General features: G+C 63.1%; 19 protein-coding genes. 11 read left to right on the top strand and 8 right to left on the bottom strand.

The window, feature by feature from the left end; translation table 11 throughout:
* Positions 1-16: 16 nt before the first annotated feature.
* Entirely contained in the window at positions 17-265 is a 249-nt protein-coding gene (locus tag LPJGGPFB_RS16440; protein WP_173420879.1) for a hypothetical protein, read from the top strand.
* A 54-nt stretch (positions 266-319) separates the two neighbouring features.
* Here LPJGGPFB_RS16440 and xdhB read toward each other — a convergent pair whose 3' ends face one another.
* The 3 genes from xdhB to LPJGGPFB_RS16425 form a co-directional block, all read right to left on the bottom strand.
* Positions 320-2,659, bottom strand: coding sequence for a xanthine dehydrogenase molybdopterin binding subunit (xdhB, locus tag LPJGGPFB_RS16435; protein ID WP_173420878.1), 2,340 nt, complete (start codon positions 2,657-2,659; stop codon positions 320-322).
* A 2-nt stretch (positions 2,660-2,661) separates the two neighbouring features.
* Positions 2,662-4,152, bottom strand: a complete 1,491-nt coding sequence (gene xdhA, locus LPJGGPFB_RS16430; RefSeq protein WP_173420877.1) for a xanthine dehydrogenase small subunit — start codon at positions 4,150-4,152, stop codon at positions 2,662-2,664.
* A gap of 119 nt (positions 4,153-4,271) precedes the next feature.
* The gene (locus LPJGGPFB_RS16425) at positions 4,272-5,048 is read right to left on the bottom strand and encodes a 3-hydroxybutyrate dehydrogenase (RefSeq protein WP_173420876.1); all 777 of its coding nucleotides are present in this window, start codon (positions 5,046-5,048) and stop codon (positions 4,272-4,274) included.
* Between the two features lie 265 nt (positions 5,049-5,313).
* On the opposite strand from LPJGGPFB_RS16425, the gene glpK reads away from it, so the two are divergent.
* The 5 genes from glpK (at position 5,314) to sbmA (ending at position 11,531) form a co-directional block, all read left to right on the top strand.
* Positions 5,314-6,807, top strand: coding sequence for a glycerol kinase GlpK (gene glpK, locus LPJGGPFB_RS16420; RefSeq protein WP_173420875.1), 1,494 nt, complete (start codon positions 5,314-5,316; stop codon positions 6,805-6,807).
* 109 nt (positions 6,808-6,916) lie between these two features.
* Positions 6,917-7,975: an LLM class flavin-dependent oxidoreductase gene (locus LPJGGPFB_RS16415; RefSeq protein ID WP_173420874.1), complete on the top strand. Its 1,059-nt coding sequence runs from the start codon at positions 6,917-6,919 to the stop codon at positions 7,973-7,975.
* An 85-nt stretch (positions 7,976-8,060) separates the two neighbouring features.
* A complete protein-coding gene (gene map, locus LPJGGPFB_RS16410; protein WP_173420873.1) occupies positions 8,061-8,813 on the top strand; it encodes a type I methionyl aminopeptidase in 753 nt (250 codons plus the stop codon).
* Between the two features lie 79 nt (positions 8,814-8,892).
* The gene (locus LPJGGPFB_RS16405; RefSeq protein ID WP_173420872.1) at positions 8,893-10,092 is read left to right on the top strand and encodes an MFS transporter; all 1,200 of its coding nucleotides are present in this window, start codon (positions 8,893-8,895) and stop codon (positions 10,090-10,092) included.
* Positions 10,093-10,271: 179 nt separating this feature from the next.
* A complete protein-coding gene (gene sbmA, locus LPJGGPFB_RS16400; RefSeq protein WP_173420871.1) occupies positions 10,272-11,531 on the top strand; it encodes a peptide antibiotic transporter SbmA in 1,260 nt (419 codons plus the stop codon).
* Between the two features lie 21 nt (positions 11,532-11,552).
* Here sbmA and LPJGGPFB_RS16395 read toward each other — a convergent pair whose 3' ends face one another.
* Positions 11,553-12,572 carry a polysaccharide deacetylase family protein gene (locus LPJGGPFB_RS16395; protein ID WP_173420870.1) on the bottom strand — a complete coding sequence of 340 codons (1,020 nt, stop codon included), beginning with the start codon at positions 12,570-12,572 and terminating at the stop codon, positions 11,553-11,555.
* Positions 12,573-12,716: 144 nt separating this feature from the next.
* Between LPJGGPFB_RS16395 and LPJGGPFB_RS16390 the strand changes: the two genes are divergently transcribed.
* The 3 genes from LPJGGPFB_RS16390 (at position 12,717) to der (ending at position 15,614) form a co-directional block, all read left to right on the top strand.
* Positions 12,717-13,304, top strand: a complete 588-nt coding sequence (locus LPJGGPFB_RS16390; RefSeq protein ID WP_173420869.1) for an NnrU family protein — start codon at positions 12,717-12,719, stop codon at positions 13,302-13,304.
* Positions 13,305-13,397: 93 nt separating this feature from the next.
* Entirely contained in the window at positions 13,398-14,066 is a 669-nt protein-coding gene (locus tag LPJGGPFB_RS16385) for a tetratricopeptide repeat protein (RefSeq protein WP_173420868.1), read from the top strand.
* A gap of 117 nt (positions 14,067-14,183) precedes the next feature.
* Positions 14,184-15,614: a ribosome biogenesis GTPase Der gene (gene der / locus LPJGGPFB_RS16380; RefSeq protein WP_173420867.1), complete on the top strand. Its 1,431-nt coding sequence runs from the start codon at positions 14,184-14,186 to the stop codon at positions 15,612-15,614.
* Between the two features lie 10 nt (positions 15,615-15,624).
* Here the strand turns inward: der and LPJGGPFB_RS33595 are convergent, their stop codons facing one another.
* From LPJGGPFB_RS33595 to LPJGGPFB_RS16365, 3 genes are all read right to left on the bottom strand, one after another.
* On the bottom strand, positions 15,625-16,428 hold the full coding sequence (locus tag LPJGGPFB_RS33595; protein ID WP_173420866.1) for a helix-turn-helix domain-containing protein: 804 nt from the start codon (positions 16,426-16,428) through the stop codon (positions 15,625-15,627).
* A 105-nt stretch (positions 16,429-16,533) separates the two neighbouring features.
* Positions 16,534-17,079: a YbhB/YbcL family Raf kinase inhibitor-like protein gene (locus tag LPJGGPFB_RS16370; RefSeq protein ID WP_173420865.1), complete on the bottom strand. Its 546-nt coding sequence runs from the start codon at positions 17,077-17,079 to the stop codon at positions 16,534-16,536.
* A gap of 127 nt (positions 17,080-17,206) precedes the next feature.
* Positions 17,207-18,121 (bottom strand): sugar kinase, encoded by a 915-nt coding sequence (locus LPJGGPFB_RS16365; protein ID WP_173420864.1) that lies wholly within the window; start codon positions 18,119-18,121, stop codon positions 17,207-17,209.
* A gap of 178 nt (positions 18,122-18,299) precedes the next feature.
* On the opposite strand from LPJGGPFB_RS16365, the gene bglA reads away from it, so the two are divergent.
* The gene (gene bglA, locus LPJGGPFB_RS16360; RefSeq protein ID WP_173420863.1) at positions 18,300-19,937 is read left to right on the top strand and encodes a beta-galactosidase BglA; all 1,638 of its coding nucleotides are present in this window, start codon (positions 18,300-18,302) and stop codon (positions 19,935-19,937) included.
* Complete coding sequence (gene aac(6') / locus LPJGGPFB_RS16355; protein ID WP_173420862.1) at positions 19,937-20,401, top strand: aminoglycoside 6'-N-acetyltransferase; 465 nt, start codon at positions 19,937-19,939, stop codon at positions 20,399-20,401. Before bglA ends, aac(6') begins: the two co-directional genes overlap by 1 nt.
* Before the next feature lie 16 nt (positions 20,402-20,417).
* On the opposite strand, the gene ade is transcribed toward aac(6'), so the two are convergent.
* Positions 20,418-22,115 (bottom strand): adenine deaminase, encoded by a 1,698-nt coding sequence (gene ade, locus LPJGGPFB_RS16350; protein ID WP_173420861.1) that lies wholly within the window; start codon positions 22,113-22,115, stop codon positions 20,418-20,420.
* Positions 22,116-22,169: the final 54 nt, after the last annotated feature.

Genomic DNA, 22,169 nt, shown 5'->3' with positions numbered 1-22,169 from the left:
CGAACAGGTGATAAAAATGACTTGCGACGTTATCGAACATACTGAAAGAAAACAGGTTCTTTCGCTGGATGCGGTCGTGCGGTTCACGTCCTCCCTGTTTCGCGGCACTGTTGCCGCCAAGCCGGTGCTCGATGTCAATGCACTGTCCGACCACATCAAAAGAGACATGGGTTTCATGGATGGCCGCGGCCCCTATGGGCACGACGCCGAGGCACAGAAGGATGCCCATCGGCTGTTCAACAGCGACGAACTGCCCCGGATCTGACCAGACTTTTCGAAAGCGCCGCGCATCGGACAGGATGCGCGGCGTTGTCTTGTTTCAAGGGGATTTGCGAAGACGTTCGATGGCCATCAAGACGCGCTCCGGCGTCGCCGGCGCATCGAGGCGCGGGCATTCGCGATAATCGGCAACACTTGCGACCGCCATCGACAGGGCCTCGAGTACCGAGATCGGCAGCATGAACGGCGGTTCGCCCACCGCCTTCGACCGGCCGATGGTCTTTTCCGCATTCTCCGCCCACTCGGCCAGCTTGACGTTGAAGATCTTCGGCCGGTCTGAGGCGAGCGGGATCTTGTAGGTCGAGGGCGCATGGGTGCGCAGCCGGCCCTTGTCGTCCCACCACAGCTCCTCCGTCGTCAGCCACCCCATGCCCTGGACGAAACCGCCCTCGATCTGGCCGAGGTCGATTGCCGGATTGAGCGAGCGGCCGACATCGTGCAGCACGTCGACGCGGTCGACCATGTATTCGCCGGTCAGCGTATCGATCGAGACTTCCGAGACCGAGGCACCGTAGGCGAAGTAGTAGAACGGCGTTCCGCGGCCGGTCGCGCGATCCCAGTGGATCTTCGGCGTCTTGTAGAACCCGGCGGCCGAGAGCTGCACACGTGCCATATAGGCAAGCTTGATGAATTCCGGAAAGGCTATCCGTTCCTCGCCGATCTTGACGTGGTCTGGAACGAAGCTGACGTTTTCCGCCGTCGTCTGCCAGCGCTCGCAGGCGAAGGCGATGAGCCGCTCCTTGATCTGGCGCGCGGCATCGAAGGCAGCCATGCCGTTGAGATCCGTGCCGGAGGAGGCAGCGGTCGCCGAGGTGTTCGGAACCTTGCCGGTGGTGGTGGCGGTGATGCGCACGCGGTCGAGATCGACCTGGAAGCTGTCGGCGATCACCTGGGCGACCTTCACATAGAGGCCCTGGCCCATCTCGGTGCCGCCATGGTTCAGGTGGATCGAGCCGTCCTGATAGACATGCACCAGCGCGCCCGCCTGGTTGAAGGCGGTGAGCGTAAAGGAGATGCCGAACTTCACCGGCGTCAGCGCGATGCCCTTGCGGATGACCCGGCTCGTGCGGTTGAAGTCGACGATCGCCTTGCGGCGCGCCTGGTAGTCGGCGTCGGCTTCGAGCTCGGCAACGACGCGGGCGATGATGTTGTCTTCGACCTGCTGGTGGTAGGGCGTGATATCCCGCCCCGAACCCTTTTCGCCGTAGAAATTTAGCTTGCGGATTTCGAGCGGATCTTTGCCGAGCGCGTAGGCGATCTCCTCGATCATGCGCTCGCCTCCAACCATGCCCTGAGGTCCGCCGAAGCCGCGATAGGCGGTGTTGGAGACTGTGTTGGTCTTCAGCGGCTGCGACGTCAATTTCACATGCGGGTAGAAATAGGAACTGTCGGCATGGAACAGCGCGCGGTCGGTGACCGGCCCGGAAAGATCCGAGGAATAGCCGCAGCGCGCCGCATAATTGGCATGCACCGCGTGGATGCGGCCCTCGTCGTCGAAGCCGACGTCATAGTCGACGAGAAAGTCGTGGCGCTTGCCGGTGGCCGTCATGTCCTCGTCGCGATCGGGGCGAAACTTGACGGCGCGGTTGAGCTTCTTTGCCGCCACCGCCGCAAGCGCTGCAAACTGGTTGCCTTGCGTTTCCTTGCCGCCGAAGCCGCCGCCCATGCGGCGCACATTGACCGTCACTGCGTTGGAGGGAACGCCGAGCACGTGTGAGACCATGTGCTGGATTTCGCTCGGATGCTGGGTCGACGACCAGACGGTGACCTCGTCGTCCTCGCCGGGAATTGCAAGGGCGATATGACCTTCGAGATAGAAATGCTCCTGGCCGCCGATGCGCATCCGGCCCTTCAGCCGGCGCGGCGCCTTTTCCAGTTCGGTTTCCGCGTCGCCACGCTGCAGGGTCAATGGCTGGGTCACGAGTTCGCCGCCATGGGCGACGGCGTCGGTGATATCGGTGAAATGCGGCAGGTCGCGATAGCTGATCTTTGCCAGCCGGGCGGCGCGGCGGGCGATGTCGCGCGTCTCGGCGATGACGGCAAAGGCCGGCTGGCCGTGGAACTGGACGATGCCGTCGGCGAGCACCGGCTCGTCATGCAGGTGGCTGGGGCTGATGTCGTTGGAATGCGGCATGTCGCGCGCAGTCAGCACGCAGACGACGCCGGGCGCCGCGATGACGGCCGACAGGTCCATCTCGGTGATTTCGGCATGGGCGCGGTCGGTCATTCCGAGCGCGCCGTGCAGGGTGCCCGCCGGTTCCGGCATGTCGTCGATATAGTCGGCGGTGCCGGCCACATGCTTGTGGGCGCTGTCATGGCGCTGGCGCGAATGCATCTGGCCGTTGATCGCCTTGCGTTCCTCGAAGGTCGACTTGTCCATGATCACTTCTCTCCCGCTGCGTAGCGCACGAGCTCTGCCGGTTCGCCTTCGCTTTCGAGGAAGAAGCGCATCAGCAGGTTCTTCGCGGCAAGCATGCGATAGGTGCTCGTGGCGCGCCAGTCGCTCAACGGCTGATAGTCGGTCTCGAAGGCACCTTGAGCGGTGCGCACGGTTTCTTCGGTCCAGGGCTTGCCGATGAGGGCAGCTTCCACGCTTGCGGCGCGCTTCGGCGTACCGGCCATGCCGCCGAAAGCGATGTGGGCGGACCTTACCCTGCCGTCTTCAATCGAAATGCGGAAGGCTCCGAGCAATGCGGAAATGTCCTCGTCGCGGCGCTTGGAAATCTTGTAGGCGGCAAAGAGGTCCCCCTCAGGCAGCTTCGGCACGAAGATGCTCTCGACGAATTCGCCTGCCTTTCGATCCTGCTTGCCATAGGCGATGAAGAAATCTTCGAGCGGTAGCGTGCGCGCACCCTCCGTCGAGCGCAGCGTCACGGTTGCGCCGAGCACGATCAGCGGCGGCGGGCTGTCGCCGATCGGCGAGCCGTTGGCGATGTTGCCGCCGATCGTGCCCATGTTGCGCACCTGTTCGCCGCCGATGCGGTCGATCAGCCGGCCGAAGGCGGGAAAGGCGCTGCTCAAGGCTGCAAAGGCCGCTGAATAGCTGACGCCGGCACCGATGGTCAGGCCGGTGTCGCTTTGCGTGATGTGCTGCAGTTCGGCGATGCCGTTGATGAAGATGACCGGATCGATCGGGCGCATCTGCTTGGTGACCCAGAGACCGACATCGGTGGAGCCGGCAACCACCGTCGCGCCCTCGTGTTCGGCAAGCGCGTTCGCGAGGCCGGCGGCATCTGCCGGCACGATCAGACAGTGCTCGCCGTGGCGGATCGTGATCGTCTCTTCGGGTTGCAGCGCCTTCAGGCGGGCAATGGTCGCCTCGCGCGCCGCCGTGATCGGATCGAAGATGGCGGAGGGTCGCGCGCTGGCCGCGGCTTCGGCGGCCTTGACGATCGGCTCATAGCCGGTGCACCGACAGAGATTGCCTTGCAGCGCCTTTTCGATGTCTGCCCGACTGGGGTCATCGTTCGACAGCCACAGACCATAGAGCGACATGACGAAACCGGGTGTGCAGAAGCCGCATTGGGAGCCGTGGAAATCGACCATCGCCTGCTGCACCGGATGCAGCGTCCCGTCACGGGCGGCGAGATGTTCGATCGTTACCACATGCGTTGCATGCAGCGATCCGACGAAGCGGATGCAGGCGTTGACGCTTTCATAGACCAGCTTTTCCCCGGCAAGTCGGCCGACGAGCACGGTGCAGGCGCCGCAGTCGCCTTCGGCGCAGCCTTCCTTGGTGCCGGTCAGCCGGCGCTCGAGCCTCAGGTAATCGAGCAGCGTCGCCGTCGGCGCGACATCGGAAAGCGCGACCTCGCTGTCATTGAGAATGAAGCGAATGCTGTCGTTGTTCTTGCTTTCCCTGTCCTGGGGCATGCCGTTCATTCCTGCTGATGCAAGGCCGCGAAAGCCGGAATCGTTCCTGGCGGTGGACCCTTGCGCATTGTCATAAAGTTAGGGCGTCTTGCGCCTTGTCTCAATGGACGCGCCGCGCACTATTGCGCCGTCCAGCCGCCGTCCATGGAGACATGGGTGCCGGTGATCTGTGCGGCGTCGTCGCCGGCGAGGTAGACGGCGAGTGACGCCACCTGCTCGACGGTGATGAATTTCTTGGTCGGCTGCCCCTTGAGCATTACGTCGTTGATCACTTGCTGCTCGGTAATGCCGCGGGTGCGGGCCTGATCCGGGATCTGCTTTTCGACCAGCGGGGTCAGGACATAGCCCGGGCAAATCGAGTTGGCGGTGATGCCATTCTCGGCGACTTCCAGCGCGACTGTTTTCGTCAGGCCCATCACGCCATGCTTGGCGGCGACATAGGCCGACTTGAACGGCGAGGCGACGAGCCCGTGGGCAGACGCAATATTGATGATACGGCCCCAGCCCCTGGCCTTCATGCCGGGGAGGGCGGCGCGAATGGTGTGGAAGGAGGAGGAGAGGTTGATGGCGATGATCCGGTCCCATTGTTCGATCGGGAAATCCTCGACCTTCTCGACATATTGAACGCCGGCATTGTTGACGAGAATGTCGACGCCGCCGAAGCGCTTTTCCGCCGTTGCCATCAGGTCGGCGATCTCGTCCGGCTTCGTCATGTCGGCCGGATGATAGATCACGGTTCCGGTGGCAAGTGCGGCGACTTCCTCCATCGCAGCCTTGATGTCGTCGGGCGCGCCGAAGCCGTTCAAGACGATATTGGCGCCGCCCTTGGCGAAAGCCTTGGCAATGGCAAGGCCGATTCCGCTCGTCGAACCGGTGATGACCGCAGTTCTCGTCATTCCTGATTTCTCCCTTTGCAGCGTCGCCTGATCTTGCCCGGTTTTTGCGACGCAACAGCGTCAACCTACGCGTAAAACCGCTGAGGTGACAATTGTGTTTTTCAGGTCGCCGACGCAGAGTTGCGGCTGCAGGCTTCGTCACGGTTCCTTGCGTTTTGTTTTCGTTTGACATTCGTTTTGCCATCGTATTGAAGTTTTTCGAAATGGACGCCACGCGCTCGAGGAAGCGCGTCGAAACACGTGATGTGAGGCCGGGGAGGGGCATATGGGCGGATATATTCTCGCGATCGATCAGGGCACGACATCGAGCCGGGCGATCGTCTTCGACGGCAAGCAGCAGGTGGCGGGCGTCGACCAGAAGGAATTCAAGCAGCATTTCCCGAAATCCGGATGGGTCGAGCACGATCCGGAGGAAATCTGGGAGACGGTTATCGTCACCGTCAAAGAGGCGATCAAGAAGGCGGGGATCTCGGCCAGCGATCTCGCCGGCATCGGCATCACCAACCAGCGCGAAACCGTCGTCGTCTGGGATCGCCAGACCGGAAAGCCGATCCATAATGCCATCGTGTGGCAGGATCGCCGAACCGCTGCCTATTGCGACAAGCTGAAGAAGCAGGGGCTGGAAAAGACCTTCGCCAAGAAGACCGGGCTGCTGCTCGATCCCTACTTCTCCGGCACGAAGCTTCAGTGGTTGCTGTCGAATGTGAAGGGCGCCCATGCGCGTGCTGCCAGGGGCGAGCTCTGCTTCGGCACGGTCGATACGTTCCTGATCTGGCGGTTGACGGGCGGCAAGTCCTTCGTCACCGACGCGACCAACGCCTCGCGCACGCTGATCTACAACATCGCCGAAAATGCCTGGGATGACGAGCTGCTCGACATCCTGCGCGTTCCCCGCGCCATGTTGCCGGAGGTGAAGGATTGCGCCGCCGACTTCGGCGTCACCGACAAGGCACTGTTCGGCGCAGCGATCCCGATCCTCGGCGTTGCCGGCGACCAGCAGGCCGCGACCATCGGCCAGGCCTGCTTCAAGCCGGGCATGCTGAAATCGACCTATGGCACCGGCTGCTTCGCGCTGCTCAACACCGGCCGGGACATGGTGCGCTCGAAGAACCGGCTGCTCACCACCATTGCCTATCAGCTGGATGGCGAAACCACCTATGCTCTCGAAGGCTCGATCTTCGTTGCCGGCGCTTCCGTACAGTGGTTGCGTGATGGCCTGAAGGTGATCAAGGCCGCGCCCGACGCCGGCACGCTTGCCGAAAGCGCCGACCCGTCGCAGGAGGTCTATCTGGTGCCGGCCTTCACGGGTCTCGGTGCGCCGCATTGGGACCCCGACGCCCGCGGCGCGATCTTCGGCATGACCCGCAACACCGGCCCGGCCGAGTTCGCCCGTGCTGCGCTCGAGGCGGTCTGCTACCAGACACGCGATCTGCTCGAAGCCATGCACAAGGACTGGCGCAGCCACGGCAAGGAAACGGTGCTGCGGGTCGATGGCGGCATGGTCGTCTCGGACTGGACGATGCAGCGGCTTTCCGACCTCCTCGACGCACCCGTCGACCGGCCGATCATTCTCGAGACGACGGCACTCGGCGTTGCCTGGCTTGCCGGCAGCCGCGCCGGTGTCTGGCCGAAGCAGGAAGACTTTGCCAAGTCCTGGGCCCGCGATCGCCGCTTCGAGCCCGCCATGGACGAGGCGACGCGCAAGGTGAAGCTCAAGGGTTGGCGCAATGCGGTCAAGCGCACGTTGACCCAGGCCTGATCAAAGCGCCGTTTGGATCCATTCGGGAAACACAGTGTTTCCCGAATGCGCATTTGCTGCTTGTCCCCGCGCCAACTATCTGTCGGTAAACAAGGACAGGATGGGCACCATGGAACTCGGGCTTTACACTTTCGCGGATGTCGATCCGAACGCAGCCGACAAGGGCCGGGAAGGCCAGCGCCGGCTTGCCAATCTGCTTGAAGAGATCGAGCTGGCCGATCAGGTCGGCCTCGATGTCTTCGGCCTCGGCGAACATCACCGCCCCGATTATGCGGCTTCAGCGCCGGCCGTCATCCTGGCCGCCGCCGCCGCGAGAACCAAAAGCATCCGGCTGACGAGTGCGGTCACGGTTCTCAGTTCCGACGATCCGGTGCGCGTGTTTCAGCAGTTTTCGACGCTCGACCTCATCTCCAATGGCCGGGCGGAAATCATGGCCGGGCGCGGTTCGTTCATCGAGTCCTTCCCGCTCTTCGGTCAGTCGCTCGATGATTACGAACAGCTCTTCGCTGAAAAGCTCGATCTGCTGATGGCGTTGCGCGAAACGGAGAAAGTGTCCTGGGCAGGCGAGATGCGCCCCGCGATCAGCGACCGCGGCGTCTATCCGCGTCCGCTGCAGCAGATGTTGCCGTTGTGGATCGCCGTCGGCGGTACGCCGCAGTCGGTTGCCCGTGCCGGCGCGCTCGGGCTGCCGGTGGCGCTCGCCATCATCGGCGGCGAGCCGCGCCGGTTTGCGCCGCTGTTCGACCTCTATCGCGAGGCGGCCCGCCGCGCCGACCAGGATCCGGCCAAGCTGAAGACCAGCATCAACGTGCATGGCTTCATCGCGGATACCACCGATCTTGCCGCTGACCAATTCTATGGTCCGCAGGCCGAAGTGATGAACCGCATCGGCCGCGAGCGCGGCTGGGGACCGACCAACCGGGCGCATTTCGACCAGGCGCGCAGCCCTGCCGGCAATCTCTTCCTCGGCGATCCGGAAACCGTGGTCGAGAAGATCGTCGAGAACTGGAAGCTGTTCCGCAACGACCGCTTCCTGTTGCAGATGGCGATCGGCCCGATGCCGCACGACCAGATCATGCGCGGCATCGAACTCTACGGCACCAAGGTCGCGCCGCTGGTGCGCAAGGCACTCGCTGACGAGAAGGCCGGACAGGCCGTTTCGGCCTGAACATCGCGAGCCCAACATGCATAGCTGTCGGCGCTGGAAAATCCGGCGCCGACGGGCTACATGTGGGCACGAAAGCGAGACACGGATGACCCTCAACAACGAAGAAGATCTGCTGCGGCTGAAGGAAATCGGCCGCATCTGCGCCAATGCGCTGCAGGCGATGGGCGAAGCGCTCGAGCCCGGCATCACCACGGCGGAGCTGGATGCCATCGGCCGCAAGGTGCTGGAAGAGGCGGGTGCACGCTCAGCCCCTGAACTCTGCTACCAGTTTCCGGGCGCCACCTGCATCAGCGTCAACGAGGAAATCGCCCACGGCATTCCCGGCAGCCGCATCATCCGCGCCGGCGATCTCGTCAACATCGACGTCTCCGCCGAGAAAGACGGCATCTTCGCCGATACCGGTGCGTCCTTCCCGGTGCCGCCGGTGTCGGCTGCGATCGACCGACTGTGCCGGGACGGCAAGCGGGCGATGTGGGTTGGCCTCAAGCAGGTGCGTCCCGACCAACCGCTCGCCGCAATCGGCAACGCCATCGGCGATTTCGCCCGCAAGAACCGCTATTCGCTGGTCACCAACCTCGCCAGCCACGGCATCGGCCGCTCCCTGCACGAGGAGCCGAAGGAGATCGCCACCTGGCCGGATCCAAGCGAACGCCGGCGCATGACCGACGGCATGGTCTTTACCGTCGAGCCCTTCCTCTCGATGGGAGCGGACTGGGCCGAGAGCGGCGACAAGGACGACTGGACGCTCTACAGCGAGCCGCGGGCGCCGACCGTACAATACGAACACACCGTCATCGTCACCCGCGGCGGGCCGCTGGTGGTGACGCTGCCCGGCTGACGGGCAGCGTTCGATTCCTTCAATAGGTCCTTCAATTTTAGTGATTTGTGGTCGTCGTTTTGCAGTGCAATAAACTGTTATGACCACGCTCGACCGATCCCATTCGCCCAGTCTCGCCTCGACCGCTGCCGCCGGCGCCATCGCCATGGCGGTTGCGATGGGGTTTGGTCGCTTCTCCTACACGCCGATCCTGCCGGCGATGATGGCGGACCTCGGCCTGACGCCGGCCGATGCCGGTGTCATCGCCTCGGCGAACTTCGTCGGCTATCTCGCCGGTGCCGTGCTCGGCGCCTATGGTTGGGCGCATGGGCATGAACGCCGCATCGGGCTCGCTTCGCTTTTGGCGACCACGCTGCTGCTTGCGGCGATGGGGCTGTCTTCCTCTGTCGTTGTTCTGAGCCTCATCCGCTTTCTGGCCGGTCTTGCGAGCGCGTTTTCGATGATCTTCATCTCCGGCATCGTGCTTGGCCACGGGCTGCTGGCACGGTCCGAACATGTGCCGGCGGTGCATTTCGGTGGCGTCGGGCTCGGTATCGCCTTCTCCTCGCTCTGCGTCTGGGCCGCACCACTTGCCGGTATCGCCGGGCTGAGCGCGTCGCAGGCCGACTGGTTCACCGGCGCTCTTGTCGGCCTGATCGGTACGATCGTTGTCGCCCTCATGCTGCCGTCGGGTCCTGTCTCGGGCAACGGCGCCGTGCGCGAAAAGCCGCTTATCTGGACGCGGCCCCTGACGGTGGTGACACTGACCTATGGTCTGTTCGGCTTCGGCTATGTCATCACCGCGACCTTCCTCGTCGCCATGGCCCGGGATGCCAGCGGCGGTCACAGCATCGAGTTCCTCGCCTGGCTGATCACGGGCCTGAGCGCTGCACTATCGGTCTATCTCTGGCGCTTTGCCGTGCCGCGCTTCGGACTTGCCGGCGTCTATGCAATCGGTCTTCTGGTCGAGGCCGTCGGACTTGTGCTGACCGTCAGTCTGCCGCTGCCCTATGCGCCGCTTGCCGGCGGGCTGATGCTCGGCGCCACCTTCATGATGATCACCGCCTACGGCCTGCAGATCGGCCGGCATCTCGCGCCGGCAAGCCCGCGCAAGGCGCTCGCCTTGATGACGGCCGCCTTCGGCATCGGCCAGATCATCGGCCCTGTCGTTGCCGGCTGGCTCGCTGAGCGTACCGGCAGCTTTTCAGCGCCAACATTGATCGCGGCTGCCGTGCTGTTTGTCTGCGGCGGCATCATCATGGTGGAGTTGAGGCGGATCTCAGCCGCCTTGCCGCGCTGAAGAGCTACTCCGATGACGGCCCATGGGGCGATGGTTGGATGCGGCAAGGTATCCTCATCCGGTATCATGAAATAACAGTAAGGTTCATATTACCGGATTGTTGAAAATGGCGCTTTGCCCTAGTTTCGGCGCTTCGGGAGGCGAGTTGTTCTCCTCCCCCGAAACGAGAGTGCCGTCCTTTGTTCCTATCCTTCTTTCCGAAGCCGAAGCTCTTTTTCAGTTCCTTCGTCGCCTGGTCGCTGGTCGCCATTGCCTTCTGGTATGGCGGGGGCGAGCAGTTGGGCGCGGTCTTCGGAATGCCGCCTTTGCCCTCCGATGCGCCGCCGATCACCGGCATTTCGGCCTTCTGGTCGCCTGCCTTCCTCTGGTTCTACCTGTACTTTGCGCTGGTCGTCGGGTTGTTCGCCGCATTCTGGTATGTCTACTCGCCACACCCCTGGCAGAACTGGTCGATCCTCGGATCGGCCCTCATTCTGTTCGTCACCTATTTTCAGGTGCAGGTGAGCGTCGCGATCAACAACTGGTACGGGCCGTTCTGGGATCTGATTCAGGCAATCGTCTCGAAGACGAAGGTGGTGACCGCGGCGGAGTTCTATGGGGAAATTGCCGTCTTCCTCGGCATCGCCATGGTCGCAGTCGCGGTGGCGGTCATGACCCGCTTTTTCGTCAGCCACTATATCTTCCGCTGGCGCACGGCGATGAACGAATATTACATGGCCCACTGGGGTAAGCTGCGGCATATCGAAGGGGCATCGCAGCGCGTTCAGGAAGATACGATGCGCTTTTCCACGACCGTGGAAGGCCTCGGCGTCAGCCTGATCGACAGCGTGATGACGCTGATCGCGTTTACGCCGGTGTTGATCCGGCTTTCGGCCAACGTCACCGAACTGCCGATCGTCGGCGCCATTCCGTATCCGCTCGTGACAGCCGCCGTGCTTTGGTCGCTGTTCGGTACGGTGTTCCTGGCGATCGTCGGTATCAAGCTGCCGGGCCTCGAGTTCCGCAACCAGCGTGTGGAAGCTGCCTACCGCAAGGAACTGGTTTATGGCGAGGACCACGCCGATCGCGCCCAGCCGCCGACCGTCGCCGATCTCTTCGAAAACGTTCGCCGGAACTATTTCCGGCTCTACTTCCACTATCTCTACTTCAACATCGCCCGCATTTTCTATCTGCAGATCAACGGCATCTTCTCGCTGCTGATTCTGGCGCCGTCGATCATCGCCGGCAAGATCACGCTTGGTGCGTTGAACCAGATTTCAGGCGCCTTCGGGCAGGTGACGTCGTCGTTCCAGTACCTGGTTTCGTCCTGGCCGACCATTGTCGAGCTTTTGTCGATCTACAAGCGTCTGCGCGCCTTCGAAGCGGCAATCGACGACGAGCCTCTGCCGCAAATCGAGCAGAAGTTCATCGCGGTGGGTGGCGAAGAAGAGCTGGCCTGAGCCAAATCGAATGAGTAGCGATCAGAAGGCGGAGCGATCCGCCTTCTTTTTTGCCTGCTCGATCATCGGTAGCGCCTGAGCGTAGTTGACGCAGGCAACATCCGGCTTGCCGCAGACCTCGGTCAAGAGCCGGTCGAGTGCGCGCCAGTAGGCGCCGCCGTTCATTTCGACGAAATGGAAGCCGAGCTGCAGCGGGATGCGGTCGCCGGCATATTCCTTGTCGAAGGCTTTCCTGTAGGCCTCGTAGGTGCGGGCTTCGAAGGTGGCGCTGTCCTTCTTGTTTTCCACACCCATGGAATGGCGCACGAACAGATTGTAGTCCATGCCGATGACCGGGCGCTTGGATGGTCCCTCGGGGATCAGCGGCAGGCCGAAGCGCGGCAGGCCGTCCTTCTCCGTCGGCCAGCCCGGTCCCTTGGTCACCAGACTTGCGTCATAGGTGAAGCCGGAGGCCTTGAGCGCCGGCAGCAACCCGTCGCTCAGCGAAAGGTAGGGCGCCCGGAAACCCTTGATGCCGGTGCGGGCAAATTCCGCCCAGCCTTCCGGTTCGGCGTCCGTCTTGTCAGCCTTCTTCCAGGCATCGCGCAAAGCCACGTCGAAGGTCGTAAATTCGCTCTGCCAGTCGGCCTTCGTCCAGCCCTTGCCGTCGAAATGGCCGCAGGCGTGGCTGGCGATGTCGTGGCCGTCGAGGTGGGCCTGCCAGATATGACCGGCGCGAGCAGCGATCTCATCACGGCTCTGGGCAAAGCCGACATTGGAGCGGCCCGGTTTCATCCCGGGCGGCTTGTAGATCTCTCTGCCGTCGGCACGTGTCATCAGGAACGTACAGGAGAGGAAATAGGTGAAATGCGCATTGGTGCGCTTGGCCATATCAAGGCTCTTTTCCCACAGCGCATTGTCATGCGCCCCATCGAAGGAGACGATGACGAGCTGCTTTTCCTTTGCGGGAACGGTAGCCACGGCACTTTCGGCCGCAGGTTCGGTGGCCGAAGCGAGGGCAGGGGTAAGGGCGAGGGAAAGGGCAATAAATGTTCGGATCATGATATCTGCGACGATTTGCGTATGCCGTCCCTTTATCCAGGAATGCGGCAATCCTTTGATCTGTCTGGAAATTTCTGTCCACTCCGGCTATGCCTCATACCAAGTCCCGAGTGGACAGAGCAACAATGAAGGACGGGTGACGACATGGCGCTGCTGATATTGGGTATCGTGATCTTCCTGGGCATCCATCTCGTTCGCAGTTTCGCGCCCGGCCTGCGCGCATCGGTGATTGCGCGCAGCGGCACCGGCGCCTGGCATGCGATCCACGGCGTCTCGGCGCTCGTCGGTCTTGGCCTGATCGCCTATGGCTTCGACCAGGCACGGGCCACCACCGGCATGCTCTACACGCCCCCGACCTTCCTCGCCCATATCGCGCTGACCTTGATGCTCATCGCCAGCATCTGTCTCGTCGCCGCCTATCTGCCGCCGGGCAAGATCAGGACGGCCACCAAGCATCCCGCCATTCTCGCCATCAAGATCTGGGCGCTCGCCCACCTGCTTGCCAATGGCGAGACGTCGTCGGTGCTGCTGTTCGGCACGTTCCTCGTCTGGGCCGTCATCCTGCGCATCTCGATGAAGAAGCGCTGGCGCGCCGGTGAAATCTCCTATCCGGCCTTCGTTTCCTATCGCTATGACCTCATCGCCATCGTGCTCGGTGCTGCCCTTTACGGCGTGATCGTCTGGAAATTGCACGAACTGGTGATCGGTGTTTCGCCGATGGTTGTCGGCTAAATAACGCGCGCCCCCTTACAACTGCCGCAAAATCGGGTAGAAGGCGCAAAATCCTATTAGCGTGCAGGGAAGGCCGAGAGGCCGGGGCAATCGATGGCGAACCAAGACGACAGCTTTATCCGCGAGGTGAATGAAGAACTGCGTTCGGACCAGATGAAGAACATCTGGGCCCGTTTCGGCAGCGTCATCGTGGCAATCGCCGTGCTTATCGTTCTGGGAACCGTCGGCAAAGTCGGCTACGATTACTGGAGCGACAACGCCTCGTCGAAGTCTGGCGACGAGTTCCTGCAGGCACTGAACCTTGCCAAGGAAAACAAGGCAGACGAGGCGCTCGCCGCTCTCGACACCCTGCAGAAGGATGGCTACGGCGCCTATCCGGTGCTTGCGCGTCTTCGTGCAGCAACACTGCAGGCGGAAAAGGGCGAAACCGATGCCGCCGTCAAGGCGTTCTCGGACATCGGCAAGGATACCAGCCTGCCCGAAGCCCTTCGCGATGCAGCCCGTCTGCGTGCCGCGTACCTGCTGGTCGATGCCGGCACCTATGATCAGGTTTCGGCCGAGGTCGAGCAACTGGCGGTGCCGCAGAACACCATGCGCCACTCGGCCCGCGAGGCGCTTGGCCTGTCGGCCTACAAGGCCGGAGATATCGCCAAGGCGAAGAGCTGGTTCCAACAGATCGTCGATGACGCCCAGAGCCCGCGCAATGTCGCAGGCCGGGCGCAGATGCTGCTCGACGTCATTGCCGCGAGCGGCAAAGCCTAAGCGCATATCCCTGGAGATCGGGTCCGGTCTCTGGAAAGGATATGTTGATTTTCAAAGTGTTGGAGCGCTGTATGTCTTGAGGACATGCAGCGCTTTCAGTCGGAAACGGATACGTTCATGAGTTTCACCGTCGCCATCGTCGGGCGCCCCAATGTCGGCAAGTCCACCTTGTTCAACCGTTTGGTCGGCAAGAAGCTGGCGCTCGTCGACGATACGCCGGGTGTCACCCGCGACCGCCGCCCTGGAGATGCCAAGCTCATCGACCTGCGGTTCCGCATCATCGATACCGCCGGTCTGGAACAGTCCGCACCCGACAGCCTTCAGGGCCGCATGTGGGCGCAGACGGAAGCCGCGATCGACGAGGCCGACCTGTCGCTGTTCGTGGTTGATGCCAAGGCCGGCCTGACGCCTGCCGACGAGACGCTGGCCGAGATGCTGCGCCGGCGCGGCAAGCCGGTCGTGCTCGTCGCCAACAAGTCCGAAGCGCGCGGTTCCGACGGTGGATTCTATGACGCCTTCACGCTCGGGCTTGGCGATCCTTGCCCGATTTCCGCCGAACACGGCCAGGGCATGCTCGACCTGCGCGACGCGATCGTCGCTGCGATCGGCGAGGACCGGGCCTATCCGCCGGAAGACGATGTGGCCGAGACCGACATCGACCTGCGCCCGACCACCGGCGAGGCGGGGGAAGAGGACGACGAGGCCGAGCCTGCCTATGACGAGACCAAGCCGCTGCGCGTGGCGATCGTCGGCCGCCCGAACGCCGGAAAGTCGACGCTGATCAACCGCTTCCTCGGCGAGGACCGGCTTTTGACCGGCCCGGAAGCGGGCATCACCCGCGATTCGATTTCGGTCGAGTGGGATTGGCGCGGCCGCACCATCAAGATGTTCGACACCGCCGGCATGCGCCGCAAGGCCAAGGTGCAGGAGAAGCTCGAGAAGCTCTCGGTCGCCGATGCGCTGCGCGCCATCCGCTTTGCCGAAACGGTGGTCATCGTCTTCGACGCGACCATTCCGTTCGAAAAGCAGGACCTGCAGATCGTCGACCTCATCATCCGCGAAGGTCGTGCCGCCGTGATCGCCTTCAACAAGTGGGATCTGGTGGAAGACTGGCAGGCGGTGCTCGCCGATCTTCGAGAAAAGACCGAGCGGCTTTTGCCGCAGGCGCGCGGCATTCGCGCCATCCCGATCTCCGGTCATACCGGCTACGGTCTCGACAGGCTAATGCAGGCGATCATCGACACTGACAAGACCTGGAACCGCCGCATCTCGACGGCGCGTCTCAACCGCTGGCTCGATTCCCAGCAGGTGCAGCATCCGCCACCGGCCGTGTCTGGCCGCCGGCTGAAACTGAAATACATGACGCAGGTGAAGGCCCGCCCGCCGGGCTTCATGATTTCGTGCACGCGCCCCGACGCGCTGCCGGAATCCTATACGCGCTACCTGATCAATGGCTTGCGCAACGATTTCGACCTGCCGGGCGTGCCGATCCGCATCCACTATCGCGCGTCGGAGAACCCCTTCGAAAACAAGCGCAAGAAGCGCTAAGCCGCAGGCGTCAGCGCCTGTGGCCGCGGATTGCGCTCGGCGGAAAGCCAAAGCGTTGGCGGAAGCGGGCGGCGAAGCGCGATTGCGATTCGTACCCGACCTGCTGGGCGATGTGCAGCACGGGCACATCGGATGACTGCAGCATCTGTATGGCTGCGGACATGCGCACGTCGGTCAACAGCTGTTGAAACGACCAACCCTCGGCGGAAAGCTTGCGGCGCAAGGTCGCCTCGCTGACGCCGAGCCGCTTGCCAAGGCCGCTGCCCGTCCATGGCGTGCCCGGATCGCCCATGAGGTTCTGACGAGCCTTTTGGGCAAAGCTTGTCGTGGCGACGGGACGGAAGAAGCAACCCATGACATTCAGCCAGATGAGCAGCTCGCCGATCCGGTGTCGGGCGACGGGCAGGGGAACGTCATCGGCCTCGGCAACCGATTTGGCCGCCGCGTCGAAGGCGTCGACAAAAGCAGGTTGCAGGCCGGTGAGGAGATGCGCCTTATCGATCGGCGTGCCGATATCCTTCGTTGGACGGAAGGCGGCGACGATCTCCGGATCGAAGGCGACCCATTGTGCGAGATAGGCGGCGTCCTTCTCGGCAGCGTTGACCACATCGAACACCTGGCCCTGCTGAAGGGCCACAGCTTCGCCGGGCGCAATCACACATTCGAAATCGCCCTGGCGCAGGACCTTCGTGCCGCGCTTGACGACGATGATGACCGGCTGCTCGATCAGGATGTTTGAATAGCGCAGCCGGTTATACTGAACGATTTGGGCCGCGGCGCCAGCGCCAGGGCGAACGGAGATCTTGTGGTTCACGCGGCTTCATTCCCTCGGCGAGCGGCCCGGAGAGCGGTGGTAGCGCGGAAACGCCGCTGCGGGCAAGCCGAGCGGCGTTCGATCTCGGCTTGCGGATGGGCTAGTTTAACGGCTTCCCTTGGCGGATATCGTCGCTGAGGCGAGCGTGTTCATATTGCTGACGAAGCCGACCAGAGCGGCCGATGCTCCCGGTGGCACCGGCAGTTTCGCGACACTCAGCGCCTTGACGGTGATGGTGTAGTCATGGACCTCGCCTACGGGCGGGCAGGCGCCGCCAAAGCCGGCGACGCCGGCGTCGTTGGCGATCGTCACCGCTCCGGCCGGCATTTTTGTGGTCTCGCTGCCGGCGCCGCCATCGAGTGCGGTGACGTCGGCCGGGATGTCGATTGCCACCCAATGCCACCAGCCCGAGCCGGTCGGCGCATCCTTGTCATAGAGGGTGACGACGAAGCTCTTGGTCCCCTCAGGCGCATTGGCCCAGGAGATTGCCGGCGACAGATCCTTGCCGGTGCAACCCATGCCAGCGGCAAATTGCGCCTGCTGCACCTTGCCCTCGGCAAAGTCTGGGCTGGTCACGGTGAAATCGGCCGCCTGGGTGGCGTGGGCGGCGAGCATCGAGGTCGCAAGCACCAAATTACGAAAACGGTTCATTCCCTGCATCTCCTTCATGTGGATGCGGGAAAGTTAGCGCAAACAGGGATCCGTTCGGCGCCAAACGGATCAAACTTGGCGCCGAAGCGATCAATATGTGCGGTGATGGCAACGCCGATGCGGGCTGTCAGCCGACGAGCTTGGCCTTGTCGACGAGCGCGCCGTGATGGCCGATGACGCCGGCAGCGATGCGCGCCGCAAAGGCTGCAGCCTCGCTCGGCGAGCCGCCCGTGACAAGACGGGAAAGGAAGGCGCCGTTGAAGCTGTCGCCGGCGCTGGTGGTGTCGACCACGCGCGCGACTGGTGTGGCCGGGACGTGGCTTTCTTCCGACCCCTCGAACGCGAGCGTCACGCCCTTTTCCCCGTCCTTGACGACGACATCCGCCACACCCAGCGCCTTGTAGCGCGCGATCGTCGCCGTGATCGAGCTGTCGCCGAAATGCGTCACCTCGTCGTCGAAGCTCGGCATCAGCAGGCTGGCGGCGCGGGCGCCTTCGGTCAGTGTCCGGCGCATGCGCTCGGCATCGTCCCAGAGGCGGGGGCGGATATTGGGGTCGAAGACGACGCGCTTGCCCGCGGCCTTGGCGCGGCGCAGCTCGGCAAGCAGGGTTTCCACAGCGTCGGGCGAAAGGATCGCAAGGGTAATGCCGGAGAAGAGAATGAGGTCGGCGCCCTCGACGGCGCGGCGCAGATGGTCCGGGTCGTCGGCAAGCAGCCGTGCAGCAGAAGCCGAGCGCCAATAGGAGAAGCTACGCTCGCCGTCCTTCAGATGGATCATGTAGAGGCCGGGCGTGCGGCCTTCGATCTTGCGAACTGGGCCGGTATCGATGCCTTTCTCGGCCATGAAGGCGAGCATTTCGTCGGACACGGTGTCGGTGCCGACGGCGGAGCAATAGGCGACCGTCCAGTCGCTCGGCAGGAACAGGCGCGCATAGTAGGCTGCATTGAAGGTGTCGCCAGCATAGCCCTTGCGCAACAGACCGCCCTCGGCCTGCATCAGTTCGACCATGCACTCCCCGATCGAAAGCATCGTTCCGGCCAACGTCTTCTCTCCCTTTCGTTTTTCCCGTGCTGACGGGATAAGGTTCAAGGCCGGTCTCGGCAAGAGAATGTTTTCCGGCATTGGCGATTTGAGCGATGGCATGGCTCAGTCCGGCGTTTACTCATGCGCCGCGCAAGGCTACATCTTTGCGCACAGATCGGTTTCACGGGGGCAGGGCATGGCGTCTCAGCAGGGTTCGGGTGACGATTGGTGGCGCGGCGCGGTGATCTATCAGGTCTATCCGCGCTCGTTCCAGGATACCGATGGCGATGGCATCGGCGACCTGAAGGGTGTCACCCGCCGGCTCGGCCACATTGCCTCGCTCGGCGTTGACGCCATCTGGCTGTCGCCATTCTTCACCTCGCCGCAGGCGGACATGGGCTATGACGTCTCGGACTATTGCGATGTCGACCCGATGTTCGGCACGCTTACCGATTTCGACGACATGCTGGCGGAAGCGCACCGTCTCCACCTCAAGGTGATCATCGACCAGGTGATTTCGCATTCGTCCGACCGCCACTCCTGGTTCGTCGAGAGCCGCTCCAGCCGCGAAAACCCGAGGGCAGACTGGTATGTCTGGGCGGATCCGAAGCCGGATGGTACTGCGCCCAACAACTGGCTTTCGATCTTCGGCGGGCCTGCCTGGGAGTGGGACGGGGTGCGCAAGCAGTATTACATGCACAACTTCCTGGCCTCGCAGCCGGATCTCAACTTCCACAATCCGCAGGTTCAGGATGCTGTGCTCGATGCCGCGCGGTTCTGGCTCGACCGTGGTGTCGACGGCTTTCGGCTCGATACGGTGAACTTCTATTTCCACGACCGCCATCTCAGAGACAATCCGCCGCTGGTGCCGGATCCGGATGCCACCAGCAACGACGCGCCCGACGTCAATCCCTACGGCATGCAGGATCATCTCTATGACAAGAGCCAGCTGGAAAACGTCGCCTTCCTGCAGCGCTTCAGGGCTCTGCTCGATGGCTATGGCGGGCGCACGACGGTGGGGGAGGTCGGAGACGGCGCCCGCTCGCTGAAGACGGTGGCCGCCTATACCAGCGGCGGCGACAAGCTGCACATGTGCTACACCTTTGATCTGCTCGGCCCGGATTTCACCGCAAGCCATATCCGCCGTTGCGTCGACAATTTCCAGAAGGCGGTCACTGACGGATGGGTCTGCTGGGCCTTTTCCAACCACGACGTCATGCGCCATGTCAGCCGCTTTGCCGAAAGCGAGGCGGAACGGGAGGTAGTCGCCAGGCTGGCGATCACGCTACTCGCGACCCTGCGTGGTTCGGTGTGCCTCTATCAGGGCGAAGAGCTCGGCCTGCCCGAGGCCGACGTCGCCTTCGAGGATCTGCGCGATCCCTACGGCATCCGCTTCTGGCCGTCCTTCAAGGGCAGGGATGGTTGCCGCACGCCGATGGTGTGGGAAGCGTCTGCCACGAATGCTGGTTTCTCCGCCGGAAAGCCGTGGTTGCCGGTGCCGGCGGATCAGGCGCGGCTGGCGGTCGATACGCAGCAGTCTGGCGCCGACAGTGTGCTCAATCATTATCGTTCCATGCTTGGCTTCCGCCGGTCGCATGCAGCGTTGCACGATGGCGACATGTCGTTTCTTGAGAGCAACCGCGATCTTCTGGCGTTCACCCGCGAAAAGGACGGTGAGCGACTGCTCTTCGTCTTCAACCTGACGCGGGAGCCGCAGGAGTTCCTCGTTTCCGACACGTCCGTCGAGACCGTTCCACTGCCGGGCCAATTGGCTGAGGTTGTCGGTGGCGTGCTGAAGCTCGGTGGCCTGAGCGCCTATTGCGGGAAACTGTGATGCGTGTGTTGCTGATGGACGTCGAGATGGTGGGACGCTGGCTGGAGATGCGGCTGGCGCTCTGGTCCGATACGCCGGCCGTGGTGCACCGTGAGGAGATCGACGGCTGTCTTGCGGCGGCCGAACGGCAGGCGGCGTTTCTGTGCGAGGACGATGCAGGGGTTGCCGCAGGCTTTGCTGAGGTGTCGTTGCGCACGGATTACGTCAACGGCTGCGAGACGTCGCCTGTCGCCTTTCTCGAAGGCATCTACGTGCTTCCACGCTATCGTCGCCATGGGGTGGCGCGGGCGCTGATCACGGCTGCAGAGCGCTGGGCGATCAGCCATGGTTGTCGCGAGCTGGCGTCGGACACCGACATCGACAACCTTGAAAGCCACGGCCTGCACATGGCGCTCGGCTTCGAGGAAACCGAACGCGTGGTGTATTTCCGCAAGGAGCTTTCCGGCTCCTCCGCCGATAACTGAGCGACGCTAATCCGGCTCAGCCGATCAGCATGAACTTGTCAACGTCGACGAGCCCGCGGTCGGAGATCTTCAGATGCGGGATCACCGGCAGCGGCAGGAAGGCGAGCTGCAGGAACGGCTCTTCCAGCGTCGCGCCCAGCGCAAAGGCGGCCTGGCGCAGGTGATGCAGGGTATCGCGCACGGATTCATGTGGCTCAAGGCTCATCAGGCCCGCGACAGGCAATGCGATCTCGCCGGTGACCTTGCCATCCTCGACGACGACGAAGCCGCCCTTGATCTCGCCAAGCCGATTGGCAGCGGTCGCCATGTCCTCGACATTGACGCCGACGACGCAGATGTTGTGGCTGTCATGGCCGACCGTGGACGCGATCGCGCCCTTCTTCAGGCCAAAGCCCTGGACGAAGCCATTGGCATGGTTGCCGTTGACGCCGTGGCGCTCGATTACCGCCACCTTGATGATGTCGCGGCCGAGATCGACGCCGGTCTCGTTGCCGTTTGCCGGCAGCTTGTAGCGGCGGTGTTCGGTGATGATCTTGCCCGGCAGAACGCCGATGACGGACGTGTCATTGTCGGAATAGGGCACGCCGAAGTCGCTGGCGTTGACATGGCCGGCCTTGACGCTGTCGAGCCCGACCGGGGCGACAGGCTTGCGGGTGGCAAACAGGGCGTCGCTCACGCGCCGGCCGCCGGAAAACACCATCTGCGCGCGGCAGCTTTCCAGGCTATCGAGCACCACGAGATCGGCGCGCCAGCCTGGCGCAACAAGGCCACGGTCGCGAAGGCCGAAGGCGCGTGCGGCCGAAATCGAGGCGGCGCGATAGATCGCCAACGGCTCGACGCCGGCTGAGATCGCGGTGCGGATCATGTAGTCGAGGTGGCCTTGCTCGGCGATATCGAGCGGATTGCGGTCGTCGGTGCAGAGCGCGAGATAGGGCGACAGCCGTTCGGTGATAATGGGCATCAGCGCATGCAGGTCCTTGGAGACCGAGCCCTCACGCACCAGAATGTGCATGCCCTTTCGGATCTTCTCCATCGCCTCTTGCGCCGTGGTGCATTCGTGCTCCGTGCGGATGCCGGTCGACAGGTAACCGTTGAGGTCCTTGCCGCTCAAGAGCGGCGCGTGGCCGTCGATATGGCCGCCCTGGAACGCCTCCAGCTTGGCAAGGCAAACGGGATCCTTGTGCACGACCCCGGGGAAGTTCATGAACTCGGCAAGGCCGATCACCTTCGGATGATCGCGGAAGGGCAGGAGCCGTTCGATCGGCAGGTCGGCGCCTGACGTCTCCAGGTGCGTCGCCGGCACGCAGGACGACAGCTGCACGCGGATATCCATGATGGTCTCGAGGGCGGAATCGAGAAAGAACTGGATGCCCTCGGTGCCGAGCACGTTGGCGATCTCGTGCGGGTCGCAGATGACGGTGGTGATGCCGAGCGGCAGCACGCAGCGATCGAACTCATGCGGGGTGACGAGCGAGGATTCGATGTGCAGGTGCGTATCGATGAAGCCGGGCACGACGATGCGGCCGGAGATATCGATCTCCTCGCGTCCTTGATAATCGCCATAGGTGCCGACGATGCGGCCACCTGATATGGCGATGTCGGAGGCGACGAGATCGCCTGTCACCAGGTCGAAGAAGCGCCCGCCCTTGAGCACGATGTCGGCCGGCTCGCGGCCGACGCCCTGGTCGATCATTCGTTCCAAAGCTGTCGACATCTCTGCACCCTTTATTTCGGTCTGTAGATAAGATTAACCCTCTCCCCGTTGCCG

The sequence above is a fragment of the Ensifer adhaerens genome (assembly GCF_013283195.1).
GTDB lineage: Bacteria > Pseudomonadota > Alphaproteobacteria > Rhizobiales > Rhizobiaceae > Ensifer > Ensifer adhaerens_G.
The sequence above is the reverse complement of the archived record's forward strand: the minus strand, read 5'-3'. Positions and strand labels throughout refer to the sequence as shown.